Source organism: Paeniglutamicibacter quisquiliarum, from assembly GCF_019084045.1.
Classification (GTDB): domain Bacteria; phylum Actinomycetota; class Actinomycetes; order Actinomycetales; family Micrococcaceae; genus Paeniglutamicibacter; species Paeniglutamicibacter quisquiliarum.
Map to the genome: position 1 here is coordinate 1 of NZ_JAHRED010000021.1, position 15,383 is coordinate 15,383.

At 66.5% G+C, this 15,383-nt stretch carries 13 protein-coding genes and 1 pseudogene; 10 read left to right on the forward strand and 4 right to left on the reverse strand.

What is annotated here, in order from left to right; all coding sequences use genetic code 11:
- Positions 1-300: 300 nt before the first annotated feature.
- Both KRR55_RS20000 and KRR55_RS20005 read right to left on the reverse strand, forming a co-directional pair.
- Entirely contained in the window at positions 301-1,671 is a 1,371-nt protein-coding gene (locus tag KRR55_RS20000) for an FAD-binding oxidoreductase (RefSeq protein WP_217391074.1), read from the reverse strand.
- A gap of 475 nt (positions 1,672-2,146) precedes the next feature.
- Positions 2,147-2,446, reverse strand: coding sequence for a hypothetical protein (locus tag KRR55_RS20005; protein ID WP_217391075.1), 300 nt, complete (start codon positions 2,444-2,446; stop codon positions 2,147-2,149).
- A 400-nt stretch (positions 2,447-2,846) separates the two neighbouring features.
- Between KRR55_RS20005 and KRR55_RS20010 the strand changes: the two genes are divergently transcribed.
- On the forward strand, positions 2,847-3,563 hold the full coding sequence (locus tag KRR55_RS20010) for a GAF and ANTAR domain-containing protein (RefSeq protein WP_217391076.1): 717 nt from the start codon (positions 2,847-2,849) through the stop codon (positions 3,561-3,563).
- Here the strand turns inward: KRR55_RS20010 and KRR55_RS20015 are convergent.
- The gene (locus KRR55_RS20015; protein ID WP_217391077.1) at positions 3,560-5,032 is read right to left on the reverse strand and encodes a phytoene desaturase family protein; all 1,473 of its coding nucleotides are present in this window, start codon (positions 5,030-5,032) and stop codon (positions 3,560-3,562) included. The two genes, KRR55_RS20010 and KRR55_RS20015, sit on opposite strands and share 4 nt — an antisense overlap.
- Positions 5,033-5,054: 22 nt before the next feature.
- On the reverse strand, positions 5,055-5,558 hold the full coding sequence (locus KRR55_RS20020) for a hypothetical protein (RefSeq protein ID WP_217391078.1): 504 nt from the start codon (positions 5,556-5,558) through the stop codon (positions 5,055-5,057).
- Positions 5,559-5,983: 425 nt separating this feature from the next.
- Here KRR55_RS20020 and KRR55_RS20025 point away from each other — a divergent pair, with 425 nt between their 5' ends.
- From KRR55_RS20025 to KRR55_RS20065, 9 genes and pseudogenes are all read left to right on the forward strand, one after another.
- A complete protein-coding gene (locus KRR55_RS20025) occupies positions 5,984-8,137 on the forward strand; it encodes an amylo-alpha-1,6-glucosidase (protein ID WP_217391079.1) in 2,154 nt (717 codons plus the stop codon).
- A gap of 29 nt (positions 8,138-8,166) precedes the next feature.
- A complete protein-coding gene (locus KRR55_RS20030; RefSeq protein ID WP_217391080.1) occupies positions 8,167-9,228 on the forward strand; it encodes a glycosyltransferase in 1,062 nt (353 codons plus the stop codon).
- A 69-nt stretch (positions 9,229-9,297) separates the two neighbouring features.
- Positions 9,298-10,146 carry an HAD-IIB family hydrolase gene (locus KRR55_RS20035; protein WP_217391081.1) on the forward strand — a complete coding sequence of 283 codons (849 nt, stop codon included), beginning with the start codon at positions 9,298-9,300 and terminating at the stop codon, positions 10,144-10,146.
- Positions 10,147-10,409: 263 nt separating this feature from the next.
- Entirely contained in the window at positions 10,410-10,715 is a 306-nt protein-coding gene (locus KRR55_RS20040) for a hypothetical protein (RefSeq protein ID WP_217391082.1), read from the forward strand.
- Between the two features lie 529 nt (positions 10,716-11,244).
- A pseudogene (locus KRR55_RS20045) lies at positions 11,245-11,955 on the forward strand (HAD hydrolase family protein); the annotation flags it as partial.
- 315 nt (positions 11,956-12,270) lie between these two features.
- On the forward strand, positions 12,271-12,768 hold the full coding sequence (locus tag KRR55_RS20050) for a universal stress protein (protein ID WP_217391083.1): 498 nt from the start codon (positions 12,271-12,273) through the stop codon (positions 12,766-12,768).
- A 154-nt stretch (positions 12,769-12,922) separates the two neighbouring features.
- The gene (locus tag KRR55_RS20705; RefSeq protein WP_217391084.1) at positions 12,923-14,017 is read left to right on the forward strand and encodes a GTP-binding protein; all 1,095 of its coding nucleotides are present in this window, start codon (positions 12,923-12,925) and stop codon (positions 14,015-14,017) included.
- 54 nt (positions 14,018-14,071) lie between these two features.
- Entirely contained in the window at positions 14,072-14,194 is a 123-nt protein-coding gene (gene ykgO / locus KRR55_RS20060; protein ID WP_217391085.1) for a type B 50S ribosomal protein L36, read from the forward strand.
- A 439-nt stretch (positions 14,195-14,633) separates the two neighbouring features.
- Positions 14,634-15,383, forward strand: a 750-nt coding sequence (locus KRR55_RS20065; RefSeq protein ID WP_217391086.1) for an SH3 domain-containing protein, incomplete at its 3' end; no start/stop codon positions are given.

The following is a 15,383-nucleotide window of genomic DNA, read 5'->3' on the forward strand; positions in this document are numbered from 1 at the left end:
GCGCCGAACTTTCTGGTGACCGCGGCTTTGGGCCGCCGGTTGTCGACATGACAAAGCCCGTCCCGACGTATGTCGGGGCGCGCTCTGCCGTGGGCGCTGAAAGCGGAAGGGACGGGGGCCGGGACGGGTTCGACCCGCAACTGGTCCCCGGCCTAGAATGGGCCGGAACGCAGCGCCGATCCGATGTCCTGCCGGAAGCCGCTGGATGTCCGCCCGGGTGCTTGCGGTGCCCCAGCCCCTGTCAGGCTTCCATCCCGCCCCGGGAGAGTGGCACCCTCACTTACCGGTTCCCGGCCACCGCTAGATTGCCTTGCCCGGGTTCAGGATTCCCTTCGGGTCGAACACATTGCGGATGGCGTGCTGCAGCTCGAGGGACAAGTCGCCGAGCTCCTCCTGCAGCCAGTCGCGCTTCAGCAGGCCCACGCCGTGCTCGCCGGTGAGCGTTCCGCCCAGCCGCTTGGCCAGGTAAAACATTTCCGCCAGCGCGGCCTTGGCCGGGCCCTCGGTGATGGATTCCCCGGGATCCACCACGATCATCGGGTGGAGGTTTCCGTCGGCGGCGTGGGCAACGTTGTAGATCCCGACCCCGGTGTTCCGGGAGATCTCCGCCAGTCCGGCGAACACGTCGGCGAGCCGGTTCCGGGGGACGCCGATGTCGCAAATGGAAACCCGCCCCAGGCGCTCCAGGGAGGGGATCGCCTGCCGGCGCGCCGCGACAAGCGCGGCGGCCGTCTCGGCGTCGGCGGCCTTCTCGATGTGGGTGGCAAAGGGCTCGATGGCCCGGATGAGCACGTCTTGTTCGAGGAACGCGCCGTATCCGTCGGTCTGTGCCAGCAGGAAGGCAGCGCCCTTGGAGCGGTGGCCGGTGCCCTGGGCAGCATCCACTGCCTCCAGCGTGGGGCCGTCCATGAGCTCCAGCACCGAAGGCTGGATGCGCGCGGCGATGATCGCCGAGGCCGCCATTGCGGCGGCATCGACGTCGGCGAAGTAGGCGGCCACCGTGGCGGTCTGGATGGGCGCGGGACGAAGCCGCAGGGTCGCCTCGACGACGATGCCAAGGGTCCCCTCGGAGCCGATCAGCAGGGCGTTGAGGTCGTATCCGGTCACTCCCTTGAGCGTGTTCCTTCCGGTGACCAGGATCCGGCCGTCGGGCAGCACCACCCGAAGCGAGAGCACGGATTCCCGGGTCACGCCGTATTTTGCGCACCACATGCCCCCGGCGTTGGTGGCGATGTTCCCGCCGATGGAGCAGATTGCGGTGCTGGCCGGATCCGGGGCGTAGAACAATCCGTGGGCGGCGGCAGCGGCGTTCACCTCGGCATTCAGGACGCCCGGCTCCACCACTGCCAGCTGCTCCACGGGGTCGATGTGCAGGATCCGGTTCATGCCGGACAGATCGAGGACGACCTCCCCGGCCCGCGCGGATGCCCCCGCGGCAAGTCCGGTGCCGGCGCCCCGGGGAACCACCGGCACACGGTGCGCGGTGGCCAGTTCCATGGTGTGCACGACCTCTTCCACGCATCTGGCGTAGACCACGCCGTCGGGAAGGCTCGGCGGGAGGTAGCCGGAGCGGTCGGTGCTCACGCGAACACGTTCCCCACGCGCGGTGGACGCGTGGGCGCTGGCGTTGAGCAGCCGTGCGGAGGCCGTGGGACCGTCGGTCGTGTTCATGGCAAACCCCTTCGTTTCCGCGGGCCCCGTTGGATCCGACCGCGCTCCGCCCGGCGCCGGCGGTTCGGGCCACGGTGGAGAGTCGATATCGGAGGGGGTGGACCACGTGCCGGGGATGCTCATCAAAAACTCCTGTGCTTTTGCAAGCGAAGTCTTGCCGGAATCCTTGCGGGAGCGGGGATATTCCCTGGTCCGGCAGGGAATTCCTGTCGCTGCGCGGACGGGTTCCTATCGGTCTGACCATCCTCACGCATCGTTCAGATACAAGTCAAGGGCGATTTCTGCCCGGAAGCCCTTCCCCTGCAGAGGACCAGGCCGCCCAATCCGCGGCCCGTTGGGTGCCCTGCGGCCAGGGGGATCCTTGGGCATGTGGCCGTGCGCGCGAAACGGCTCGTGGACCAAAACCCGGGAACGGGCAAGCAGCAACCCGGCCGGAGTGGAGCGGGAACCGCCGCCGGCGCACAGTGCCGGGCTGCTACTCCTGCGGGCGGTGCAGGGGAACCCTGCGGTAGTTTTCCTCCGAAGAGTCCTCGGTGCGCCACGTCATCTCCAGGAATGGCGGGGACGTGGCCCAGCCGACGTCGTCCTTGATCCTGTAGAGGCCGATGAATTCGCCGTCGGGCAGCTTCTTCGTGCTGAAGGTCCAATCCGTCTTGCCATCCACCGTGACCTTTCCCGTGGTGCGGAGGTCAACGTCAAGCACCGCGCGTCCGGAGCGGTTGGTGACATGCGCGGTCAGCGGGTCAATCCAATCGAGTTCCAGGTTCCGTGTCATGGGTTAAGCCTAGACCGATATCCCGGGCGGGTCGCGGCTTTTGCAACGTGGAGCAAAAGGGAATTTCCCGGCAACGCCGGGCACTGGTCTCGCGGTTCCGGAGTCCGGAACGATCCCCGTCCGGGCACCGGTTGCGAGGGGGCAGCAGGCAGGGCGAAATGGCTGTTCAACGGAGGGTTCGGGCCGTATCCGCTTCCCGCGCCGGGAACCACGGTGAAAGGACCGCGGCGTGCCTTGTCTGCGGGTCAAATGCACGTAGCCTAGAGACAGACGGTGCCGGGCGGACGCCTTGTTTGCCCGAGCGACCATTGGCGATCGTCAGTTTGGTATCGTACTTCCACGCACCGCGTGAAAGCCCCAATCTGGATCGGTGGGGGGACACCGCTTGAAAGGTTGAATCATGATTGCCGTTAACGAGTATCTGCGGGACCTGCTCCTTGAAACACACGACCTTGAGTCGTTTCTCAATGCCCTGACCCACATCAGCGCCGAGACACTCTCCGTGGCGGGAGGCCCGGTGCACTGCGGCATCACGCTGCGGCGGCACAAGCGGGCCGGCACCGTGGCCAGCAACAGCGACCTGGCCCAGGAGCTGGACGAGGTGCAGTACAGCTTCGGGGAAGGGCCGTGCCTGGCCGCCTGCAGCGAGCATCGGACCATCAGCATCCCGGACATTGAAAAGGACGGGCGCTGGCCCGAATACTTCGCCGCCATTTCCGACGCCGGGGTGCGCTCGATGCTGGCCGTTCCGTTCACCCTGGATTCGGAGGACACCGCTGCCATCAATCTCTACGCGATGCGGAGCCACGCCTTCGGCGCCGAGGCGGTGAAGCAGGCCGAGGCCTATGCCGAGCAGGCCTCCGCGCTGTTGAACCTGGCCGTGAGGATGGCCAGGCACCGCGACAACGAGGAAAACCTGAAGCTTGCCTTGGCCTCGCGGACGACCATCGACCTGGCGGTGGGGATCATCATGGGCCAGAACAAGTGCAGCCAGGAACGGGCCATCGAGATCCTGAAGTCCGCCTCGAGCTCGCGGAACATCAAGCTGCGCCACGTGGCCGAGGCGGTCATTGCCTCGACCACCAACTCACCGGTCAGCACGCACTTCGACGCCTAGCCGCCGCCGGGCCGCGGGATCCGGGCGGGGCGCCGGGTGGGAAGCGGCTTCAGGCCCAGGTCCCGCAGCACCGCGTCGGCGGCATGCCAGCCGGCCATGCCGTGCACCCCTCCGCCCGGGGGCGTGGAGGACGAACAGATGTACAGGCCCGGCGCCCCGGCATGGTAGGGCCGCAGCGTGGGCACGGGGCGCAGCAGCTGTTGGGTGCCGCGCAGCGAGCCCCCGCCGATGTCCCCGCCGACCAGGTTCGGGTTCCAGTCCTCCAGGGCCCGCGGCGGGGTCTCGACGCGCCCGATGATCCGGTCCCGGAAGCCCGGGGCAAAGCGCTCGATCTGGCGGTCCACCGCCGGGCCCACGGGCTCGGCGCAGCCGTTTGGCACGTGGGCGTAGCTCCAGATGACCTGTTGGCCGCCCGGTGCCCGGGATCCGTCCACCGCGGAGGGCTGGGCCAGCATCACGAAGGGGCGCTCCGGCACCCTGCCGCGGGCCACGTCCCGCTCGGCGGCCGCCACGTCGGCGAGCGAACCGGCCACGTGGACGGTTCCCGCGTGCGCTGTCCTTTCGTCCCGCCAGGGGATCGGCCCGTCCAGCAGGTAGTCGACCTTGAAGGCGCCGGGCCCGTACTTCCAGCGGCGCAGGTGGGCCGCGTAGCGCCCGCCGATGCCCGTGCCTTCCAGTTCCAGCACCTGCCGCGGGGTCAGATCCAGCAGGATCGCATCGCTGGCCGGGAGCTCGCGCAGGTCCCGCACCCGGGAGTCGGTGTGGATCTCGACCCCGGCCGCGGCCAGGAGCCGCACCAGCGCGTCGATGATCGCGCCGGTGCCGCCCTCGGCCACGGGCCACCCCAGGGACTGGCCGAGGCCGCCGAAGAGCACGGCGAAGCCGGCGGTGAACGGGTGGCCCAGCGGAAGCATGGAGTGGGCCGCGGACCCGGCAAAGAGGGCGCGGGCGGCCTCGGAGCGGAAGGCCAGTTTTGCGGTGGCGTCGGCGGGCCACAGCGCGCGGGCGCCGAAGCCGGCCATGAGCAGCGGGTGCGGCGGGATCCGCAGCAGCGGACCGGTCGCGTTGCGCAGGGATTCGAGCGGGTGCCCGGCCACCGCCCGGTGCAGCAGCCGCCAGGCGGCGGCGTCGACGCCCAGCTCCGCGGCGGTGGAATCCAAATCCGGATGCAGCAGCGCGCTGCGCCCGGAATCCAGCGGATGGGCCATCGGGTAGCGGTGGTGCAGCCAGCGCAGGCCGTGGCCCTCCAGGCCCAGGTGGCGGAACGCGGGGCTGCCGATGCCAAAGGGGTGCGCCGCCGCGCCCAGGTCGACGGTGGTTCCCGGCCCCAGCGTGTCGGCGGAGCGCGCCGCCCCGCCGACACGGGCCCCCTGTTCGTGGATGGTCACCTGCACGCCGTGTTCGGCCAGCCGGGCTGCAGCGGCCAGGCCATTGGGCCCGGCGCCGACGATGATCGCTGTTCGTGTCATGGCGGGGATTCCTTTCTGCCGGCTATCCGGCGAAGAAGCGTTCCTCCCAGGTTGCCTCGATGATGCCCTGGACCTGGTTGACCTGGTCGGCGGCACGCAGCTTGAGCTCGCCGAGCAGGGCGGTGTCGAAGCGGGGGTCCTTGCCTGCCACCAGCAGCAGGGTGTCCCACATGGCGAGCTTGGCGTTGAGCATGCCGATGAGCACGTCCAGTTCCACCTGCGCCAGGCCCGCCTGGCGCCGGCGCAGCAGGTTCACCGGGTTCACGCGCCCGACCGCGCGCACCACGTGGGTGAGGGAGAGTTTCAGCGGGTGCCCGCCGTAGCCCAGAGAATCGATCATGCGCCGCAGGTCCTCCTGGTCGGTCAGGACCTGGCGGGACAGCGAGAGCAGCGCCGCCTCCTGGGCGGTGCCCTTCCAGGTGTCGGCCGCGGCACGAAAGGCGTTGACGCCGCCCTCGGATCCCAGGAAGTGCTCGTTGAGGTAGTTGGACAGGGTCTGGTGGCTGACGCCGCGGAAATCGCTCATGGGTGCTCCTGGAATTCGGCGGGTCCCGCCGGGCCTGCGGGCCCGGCGCCCGGTGAGGTGTTCGAGGGGCCCGCCGCCGCTGCGGCAACCCTTTGTTTCCACCCTAGGGCCAAGATGCGGCCCGAGGGAAGGAAAGCGCGGTGCGCCCGCCGCCGGTGTTTTCGGGGCGGGGAGGAAGAATAACTGTTCCGTCCCGACCCGGCACCGGCCTATGCTTTGAAGTGTGGTCAAGCAGTGGGCCGCGGCATGCGCTATCGATGGACCTTGATGATGCACGGCATAAGGCATACCACGGCACTTGGCTGCGCGGCGGGCGCCGGTCGGAACCCCGACCCGCTTGGGACGGCCCTTCGCGCCAACACGGATCCCGCAACGCCGACGCGCGCGCCCCGACGCCCCGACGCCTTCGGGGGTGAGGGTCCGTGGTGAGCGCCTGGACCTCCGGGGTCGGGGCGCAGCTGGCGGGCCCGGGGGCCGTGACCGTGCTGCACGGAACGACGTTCGCCCTGGCCGCGGCCAACGGCGACATGGACGGGACCCGCCCGCACGGGTTCTTCTTCCGCGACACCCGCTTCATCTCCGGCTGGCGGCTGCAGGTCAACGGGAAGGACATGGAGCCCCTGGTCGGCACCGCCATCGAACCCTACCGGGCAATGTTCGTGGGCAGGGTGGCAGGCAGCAGCCTGGAAACCGAAAGCCACGTGCTCGTCGAGCGCCACCGCAGCCTCAACGGGGGCATGGTCGAGCGCATCGTGGTGCACAACTACTCGAACGCCGCCTTCGCTGCCACCATCCACCTGGAAGTGGCCGCCGACTTCGCCGACCTCTTCGACGTCAAGGCAGGCATCCGCCGCCCGGTCAACGGGGCGCTGTCGCACCACCGCAACGGCGGGCTGGAATTCAGCAGCACCGCCGGCGGCCACCGACTCCTTGTGGCCATCCGCGACGCGCAGGGCGTCCCGGGGCGCGGCGGGCTGGAATACCGCATCGAGCTGCCGCCGCAGGGCGAATGGGCGACCGAGGTGGCCATCGCCCCGTCCATCGACGGGCAGGGTCCCGAGCAGGATGCCCGCATGGGGCAGGCAGCCGGTGCCGCGAGCATCCCGGCGGTGCGCCAGCAGGCGTGGAAGGAACAGGTGCCCAGCGTGGAGGTCTCGCACCACGGGGTCGGCAGGGCGCTGGTGACCGGGCGGAGCGACCTGGGCTCGCTGCGCATCTTCGACCCCGAGCACGAGGGCCGCGTGGTGGTGGCAGCCGGCGCGCCGTGGTTCATGGCGCTCTTTGGCCGGGATTCGCTGCTGGCCTCGTTCCTCTCGCTCTCGGTCGACGCCTCCCTGGCGCTGGGAACCATCCAGACCCTGGCCGAGCGCCAAGGCACGCAGAGCAATCCGCAGACCGAGGAGGAGCCGGGCAAGATCCTGCACGAGGTGCGCCTGGGGTCCTCGCCCTCCCGGGAGCTGGGCCGCTCGGGGGCGTACTTCGGCTCGGTCGACGCCACGCCCCTCTTCGTCACCATGGCCGGGGAGCTGACCCGGTGGGGGGTGGGAGGCGAATCCCTGCACCGGCTGATGCCCGCGGTTGACGCGGCGCTGGGCTGGATCGAGCGCACCACCGCAAGGAACCCGCACGGGTTCCTGACCTACCAACGCTCCACGCCCACGGGCCTGGCCAACCAGGGCTGGAAGGATTCCTGGGACGGGGTCACCTTTGCCGACGGGCAAATCGCCGAGGCGCCGCTGGCGCTGTGCGAGGTGCAGGGATACGTGTACACCGCCTACCTGGCCCGGGCGCTGATCGCCCAACAGGCGGGGGACGGGGAAAAGACGCGGCACTATGCCACCAAGGCCCGGCGCCTGAAGGCCGCGTTCAATGACAGGTTCTGGCTGGCAGACCGCGGCCATTTTGCCCTGGCCATCGACGGGGAGGGCCGCCAGGTCGACTCCTGCGCCTCGAACATGGGCCACAGCCTGTGGAGCGGGATCGTGGACCTCGACAAGGCGCCACTGGTGGCCGGGGCGCTGATGTCGCAGGACATGTTCACCGGCTGGGGCGTGCGCACGCTCTCGAGCCGAATGAAGGCCTACAACCCCGCCAGCTACCACAACGGATCGGTGTGGCCGCACGAGAACGCGCTGATCGCCGGCGGGCTGATGCGCTACGGCTTCATCGCCGAATCCCAGCGCGTGGCCTCGTCCCTGATGCAGGCCGCCGAGTTCCTGGACGGGCGGCTGCCGGAACTCTTCTGCGGCCTTGACCGCGGCACCCACCCGGTGCCCGTGCCCTACCCGACCTCCTGCTCGCCGCAGGCCTGGGCGGCGGCGGCTCCCATGCACCTGCTGCGGATCATGTTGCGCTTCGACCCGGTGCTGACCGAGGGCAGGGTCTATCTCGATCCGGTGCTGCCGGCGGACTGGGGAGAGATCCACCTGCGCAACATCACCGTGGGCAACCACAAGATCAACCTCACCGCCAACGGCACCCGGTTCCGCCTCGAGGGCGTCCCGGAGGACCTCGAGGTCCGTCGCGGACTGCGCGGGCCGTTGGCGGACATGCTCGATGTCATGCCGGAGAAGAAATGACCCTGGGGGAACAGGGAAGGGAAGAGGGGATGCGCATTGGACTCATCGCCCCGCCGTGGCTCACCGTGCCTCCGGAGGGATACGGCGGGACGGAAGGAGTCGTCGACCTGCTGGCGCGCGGACTGGCGGAGCTGGGACACGAGGTGCTGCTGGCCGCGGCCGCGGGCAGCACCAGCCCGGTGACCCGGGTGCCCGGAAGCCTTCCGCCTGCGGCCAGGCACCTGGGCAGGAGCCAGGAGGAGCTGCGCCACGTCCTCAATGCCTACGCACAGCTCCGGGGGGTGGAGATCATCCACGACCACACCCTGGCGGGGCCGCTGCTGCGGCGCGCCGGGTACCGGATCCCCGTGGTTTCCACCGCACACAACGCCATGGACGCCGTGTTCCGGCCCGTCTATGCAGCGATTTCCCAACACGCGGCCCTGGTGGCAGTCTCCAGGCACCAGGCCGCAACCGCCACCGGGGTCGCGGTATGCCGGGTCATCCACCACGGCATCGACGCCTCCGAAATCCCGGTCGGCGGCGGGACCGGGGGCCATGCCTGCTTCCTGGGCCGGATGCACCCGAACAAGGGCGTGCTCACCGCCATCCGCGTGGCCCGGCGCGCCGGGGTGCCGCTGCGGATCGCGGCGAAGGTGCAAAGCGCGGGGGAGCGGGAGTACTTCGAGCAGGTCATCCGCCCCGAGCTCGGCGGGGACATCGAATACGTCGGAGAGCTGCGGGCCGGGGAGAAATTCGCCCTGCTCGGCGGCGCGCTCGCGCTGCTGAACCCGCTGCAGTGGGACGAGCCCTTCGGCATGGTCATGATCGAGGCCATGGCCACCGGCACCCCGGTGCTGTGCACCTCGCGCGGCGCGGCCCCGGAGATCGTGCGCGACGGCGTCACCGGGTTCATCCGGGACACGACCCCGGCACTGGCCGCCGCCCTGGCCGAATGCGCCAACTTGAATCGGGCGGACTGTCGCCGGGCGGCCGAAACGACCTTCAGTGCCCGGCGCATGGTTCGCGAGTATCTGGAATTCTATGGACAGTGCGTGGCCGGGAAGCACCGCCCCCCAGCGGTGGGGGCCCGGGGAACCGCCGGGCCATGACGGGAGCATGGACGTCATCGGGAACGCCGGATGCGACACCGCTGTGCCGCCCCGGTAGACTCCGTGAATATGCACGCCGAACCCCACGCGCCCACCAAGACCATCCATGCAGTCTTCCTCGATGTGGACGGCACCTATGCCGATTACGGGGTCGTTCCGCAGGCCCACGCCCATGCCGTGCGGGCCGCCCGCGCGGCGGGACACAAGGTCCTGCTGTGCACCGGACGCCCGCTCGCGATGCTTCCGGCGCACATCCTCGAGGCCGGGTTCGACGGCCTGGTGGCAAGCGCCGGCGCCTACGTCGAGGTGGATGGCGAGGTGTTGATGGACCGGAGGTTCCCCGCCGAGATGGCCGCCCGGACACTTGCCGCCCTCGACGCGCACGATGCGGTCTACGTCCTGGAAACCCCGGAAGCACTCCACGTCCGCCGCGAGGCCGAACCGCGGCTGCGGGAGATCATCGAGGCGCACTTCAGCCAGCGCCCCGACGCCCGGGCGAGTGGTTCCTCCGCCATCCTGGGCTCGATGGCCCCGATCCCCGAACATCCGTCCTTCGCCAAGATCTCCGTGTTCGAGGCACCTGTTTCGGTCGGGAGCATCGCCGCCGAGATCGGGCAGGACGTTGCGGTGGTCGAAAATTCCATCGCGGACGAGGGACGCCACACCGGAGAGCTGTTCCGGCGCGGCATCAGCAAGGCCGACGGCGTCGCCGTGGCCATCGATTACCTGGGCATTGACCGGGCGGACACGATCGCGTTCGGCGACGGGGAAAACGACCTGGAAATGGTCGCCTACGCGGGACTCGGAGTTGCTATCGAAGGCTCGCATCCCGGGCTTCTGGAACTGGCCGACCGCACCGCGCCCCCGCCCAGTCGCGACGGGATTGCGGCCGCCTTTGCCGAGCTGGGACTCATCTGAAACGTGTGATGCCACGCAAGCCAAGGAGCGCCCGACCGCCAGGTTGGGCGCTTTCGATGTCAAGGCACTTATTGACGCCCCGCTTCATGAAAACGTCGGGTTAGAATTAGTCCTAGTCAGAATTGAATGCTGGATGGGGTGCCTAACGGTACGACAGTCGGATAAAAACAGGTTCAGCATACTTCGCCCCTCGGGCTCAAGTTCTTGAGATCCGGGAAAAGTTCATTGGGCTTGGTGAACCACGAGAAAAGCTGAGGTCAGAAATGGATCTGAATTTGAACACTAAGAATATTGAACTCTCGGAAGAGAACGCAGCGCTTAAACAGCAGATCGTTAAACACGTCGGTATGGTGGCTCGTCATAATAGATCTCTTAATCTGCTTGAGGTTGAACTTTCTACTACGAGAAACCGTGTCAAAATTCTTGAGGAAGAAGTGCGCCTCGCGAAAGAAAAACTTCAAAACGAAATCGCTCGTTCGGAGAAGTTTAAGCGGGCATATGACAACTTGCGCTCGCACCCTGTCATCCGATGGGGCATAAACCTGAAAGCAATTTTTACCGGTCAGTAATTGCGTTAACTCAGCTGTTTGAATGAGTTCTGGATGCCTGTGTTTAACCCTTTTTTCGAGGGATTAGGTGAATGGTCCCGGCTTTAAGTGAGACGGTGTGGACTTTGGCCAGTTACGGCACTTAGCTTTTTCAGGCAAACCCATTCTCGATTTCTATCGCTACATTGCCACGGCTGGCCGCCCATACGCAGGATTCGGGTTGTCCCGATAAAGCTCCGTCATAGTTCCTTTGCTTGGGAGTCAGCCAACCTCGACTGCACCGCCATGAAACTGTCAGCAACCTTGGCTTAGGCTCTTTTTGTTGGCAGGCTCAAACAACGAGGAAGGCTGTGTCTGCGGCTAAGGACACGGAGGAAGCACTGTCTACTCAATGACGGTCGACTCCGTGAATATGCACGCCGACACCCCACGCGCCCACCAAAAACATCCATGCCGTCTTCCTTGACGTCGATGGCACCTATGCGGATTACGGGGTGGTCCCCAAGGCCCATGCACTGGCAGTCAGGGCCGCCCGCGCGCGGGGCACAGGGTCCTGCTGTGCCCCGGACGCCCGCTGGCCATGCTTCCCGCCCATATCCTCGAGGCCGGATTCGACGGCCTGGTGGCAAACGCCGGTGCATACGTCGAGGTCGGCGGCCAGCTGCTCATGGACCGGCGGTTCCCCGACGAGATGGCCGCCCGGACGCTCGCTGCCCTTGACGCCCACGATGCGGTCTACTTCATGGAAACCCCTGGCTCGCTCCATGTCCGCCGCGAGGCCGAAGCGCGACTGCGGGAGATCATCGAGGCACACTTCAGCCAGCGCCCCGATGCTCCGGCGAGTGGCTCCTCTGCCATTCTTGGCTCCCTGACACCGATACCAGCCCTTCCGTCCTTCGCCAAGATCTCCGTATTCGAGGAACCGGTGTCGGTGGGAAGCATTGCCGCCGAAATCGGTCGGGACGTTGCGGTAGTCGAAAACTCCATCGCGGACGAGGGGCGCCACACCGGCGAGCTGTTCCGGCGCGGCGTCAGCAAGGCCGACGGCGTCGCCGTGGCCATCGAGCACCTGGGTATTGGCGGGGCCGACACCATCGCGTTCGGCGACGGGGAAAACGACCTGGAACTAGTTGCCTACGCGGAGGGCGGGGTTGCCATCGAGGGTTCACATCCCGGGCTCGTGGCATTGGACGATCGCACGGCACTACCACCCAGCCGAGACGGGATCGCCACCGCCTTTGCCGAGCTGGGACTCATCTGAAATCCTTGTTATGCCGCGTGAGCCAAGGAACGCCCGACCATCAGGTCGGGCGTTCCTTGGCATTAAGGCGTGTTCCGGCAATGCGGTGGGCGTGAGCCAGAAGCGCGGCGTTCATGGGGATGACCCTCGGCGCATGTCGCGCAAGCGGCTTTGCCGTGCCGGGTCAGCAAACCCGCGGCAACGGGTTTGCTGACCCGGTGGAGTCCCTTGGGACTGGGAAGGGAGGCGGGTGGGCCCACTATTCCCCTTGCGGTGATATGGGCGGAAAATGTCGATTAGGAAGAGGTCGGGTCGCAGCCAAGCCAGGAGGCCATGATGAACAAGGAAGTGCCAAACGTCGGGGGCATGGGGCCGATTGTCGTGGGGGTGCTGCCCAAGCAGCCCCGGCGGGTGGTTCTGGAGGCGCGGGAGCTGGCCGAGGCGCTGGGTGCGCCGCTGGTCTTCGCCTATGTGGAGATCAACAGCTACTTGGTCGAGTGGGAACTCAAGGAAGACATCCGCGGCAATTCCCTGCATCCGAAGGACATCGACGAGGACATGACCGAGGACGCCCGCGACATCTTGCGGATCCTGGACAGCGCCATGGCCGGCAGCAGGATCGAGTGGTCGCTGCGCGTGCTGGCGGGGGATCCCGGCAAGGCGTTGGCCCGGCTGGGCAGCGAAATGCATGCGCGGATGATCGTGGTGGGCACCCGGCACAAGGGGGTCGGTGCGAGGATGTCGGAACTGCTCAACGGGACGACGGCGCACCACGTGATTGCCCACCAGCAGCTGCCCGTGGTCGTGGTCCCCGTCCATCACGACGCACCCTGAGCATGCTGGTTGCCGCAGACGGGGCCTGCCGCTGACGGTCCTCACGGTGAACGCCGGGTGCGGGCAGTTGGCGCTTGGCGGCTCGCAAGTGAAACGCCAGGAAGCACAACCGCCAATTTGCTAATGAGAATCATTCTTGACTATGGTGTTTGACGTGACTCTCATACTTGTAACCTCCCTTGAATCCCACATCCGCGACAAGTCGCTCGATGCACTGGTGGCGTCCATGCCCCGCGCGATGGTGGTTCGCCATGACCTGCTCGAGGGTGACCGCGTGCTGCGTCGCGTGTCCCGGGGAGCGACAAGTCTGGAGCGATTCGAAATCCCGCTGGAGCACGGATGCCTCACCTGTACGGTGAGGCTTGATGTGTTGCCCACGGTGACCCGCGTCCTCGACGCCCTGCCCGACGACGTGATCGTGGGATTGCCGCCAAGCGTGAACGCCGACATGGTGCTGGAATACCTCGAGCCGCAACTCGCGTTGCGCGGCAGGGCGCTCGACTCCGTCTGCCTTGCCCTTGACCCGGCCGCACTCGATGACCAGATGTGGGACAACCGCACGCTCTGGGAGGCAGGCCTCAGCAGCGTGAAGGATGACGACAGGACGGCGGGGGAGTTCCTGGTCAAGGAGATCGCCTTCGCCGACACCGCACTGATGCTTGAGGGGCTCTTTGCCCACCTCTTCGAAGCGGACGCTCCCGGCTGCCAGTCTGGGGGAGAAGATTTCCAGCGCGGATCGCAGTTGCTTACCGAACTGGGTCCGCACCTGACGGTCATCCACCCGGACGACGAGCTGGAACTGGCAACCTATGACCAGCGCTCCGCGCGCGCTCGCTCGACGCCGGGCACCGTCAACGTGGGCAAGCCAGAGGACCGGGTCGATTCCAAGGCGTGGTCCGGGCAGTTCACCACGGTGGTGTTGACCGCGGAACGTCCGCTGCACCCGGCACGACTCAAGGACGCATTGCACGGCCTGGCCGAGGGCTGTGTGTGGTTGCGCGGCACCTTGTGGATCGCCAGCAATCCGGAAACCAAGATGGTGCTTGGCGGGGCCGGCCCGTACGTTTGGCTGGAGAGCCAGGGCACCTGGGGTGCCGAGACCGCTCGCACCCACATCGCGCTGACCAGCGACAGCAACGATGAGTCCGATCTGGCGGAGCTGCTGCGCTCCTGCGAACTGACCGACGCCGAAATCCTCGAGTCTCCAAACAGGTTTGACGATGCCCTGCGGCTTACGGACTTGGGCTGAGAACAGCGGCAACGGCCGACCATTTTTTGTTGCAACAACAACCAAAGGAAAACAATGAAAGTACGCAACTCCATTCGAGCACTCAAGAAGATTCCCGGCGCCCAGGTCGTTCGCCGTCGCGGGAAGGTCTTCGTGATCAACAAGAAAAACCCCAGGATGAAAGCCCGACAGGGCTAAGCGGCGTCGTCGTCGACGTGATGGACGTACGCTTCTGGATTCGGTGCGGCCATCACGCCCACGCGCCGCAGGTCGCGACGTTGAGCGCCTATTGGTAGACCGCAGGGTATCGCCCCGAACGTCTTGACGCGGACGTGGGAGGCCAACTCCGCTCGCCGGGGGCTGCCCAAACGTGACGCCCGTAGGCCGACGCCTACTCAGCTGCTCTCCCCAGGTGGAACGATTCGTAGGGAATCTAATTCGCGGTGATGGGTCGATATTCGTAGGCCGGTTACCAGCAATGTTCCACACGTGGTGAACATCAGGTGAAATGCCGCTGAAGTCATAACGGAAAGATCCGCATAACTACGCGTCAACGTGACGTTGTTGGGTAATGTTAGGCGTTGATTGTCATTCGCCCTGCCAGGAGCCCACATTGCACCGTAAACACCTTGGAGTAGTGCTGGCTCTTGCCGTGGCACTGATTGGCGGGCCAACCACAATGGCCACCGCCCAGCCTCTCGCTCCCATGACATCGGCGAGCGTGACTACTGCCAAGGCAAAAACGGTCAAGCAAACCACGGCCAACCTGCACCTGCGCAAGAGCGCGAGCGTGAAGTCAGCTTCCTTGGTGCTTATTCCCAAGAACACAACGCTCACCGTCTTTCGGGTCAGCGGCAATTGGAACCAGGTATCCTACAAGTCAAAAACCGGCTGGGTGTCCGGGGACTATTTGAAGCCGGTTTCTACGGCGAAGGCCAAGGTGTACAACTACACCAAGTCGTTCTCCGCGGTGAAGGCAAAAGCTTCTGCTGGTTCGGCGCACGTACTTTCACTTCAACGCCAGACCAAGGTGGAAGTGCTTGGCAACAGCGGTTCCTGGACCAAGATCCTGGTTTCGGGGAAGACCGGATTTGTTCCGGCATCTTCACTCACAACCTCGAAACCTTCGAACGTCTATCGCTGGGTGAAGGGCAAACAGCACGTCTTCCAGAGCACGAGAACCACCAGCAAGAGGATTATCACCCTTTCGAACAACACGAGGATCCAGTGGTTGCGGACCTCGGGTTCGTGGCAGCAGGTGCGCACCAGCGCAGGCATCGGCTGGATGCAATCCGACAAGCTTTCCGACGCAGTGGTCAAGGCACCTGCCAAGGCCAAGGTATACAACTACACCAAGGCGTTCACCACGGTGAAGGCCAAGGCATAC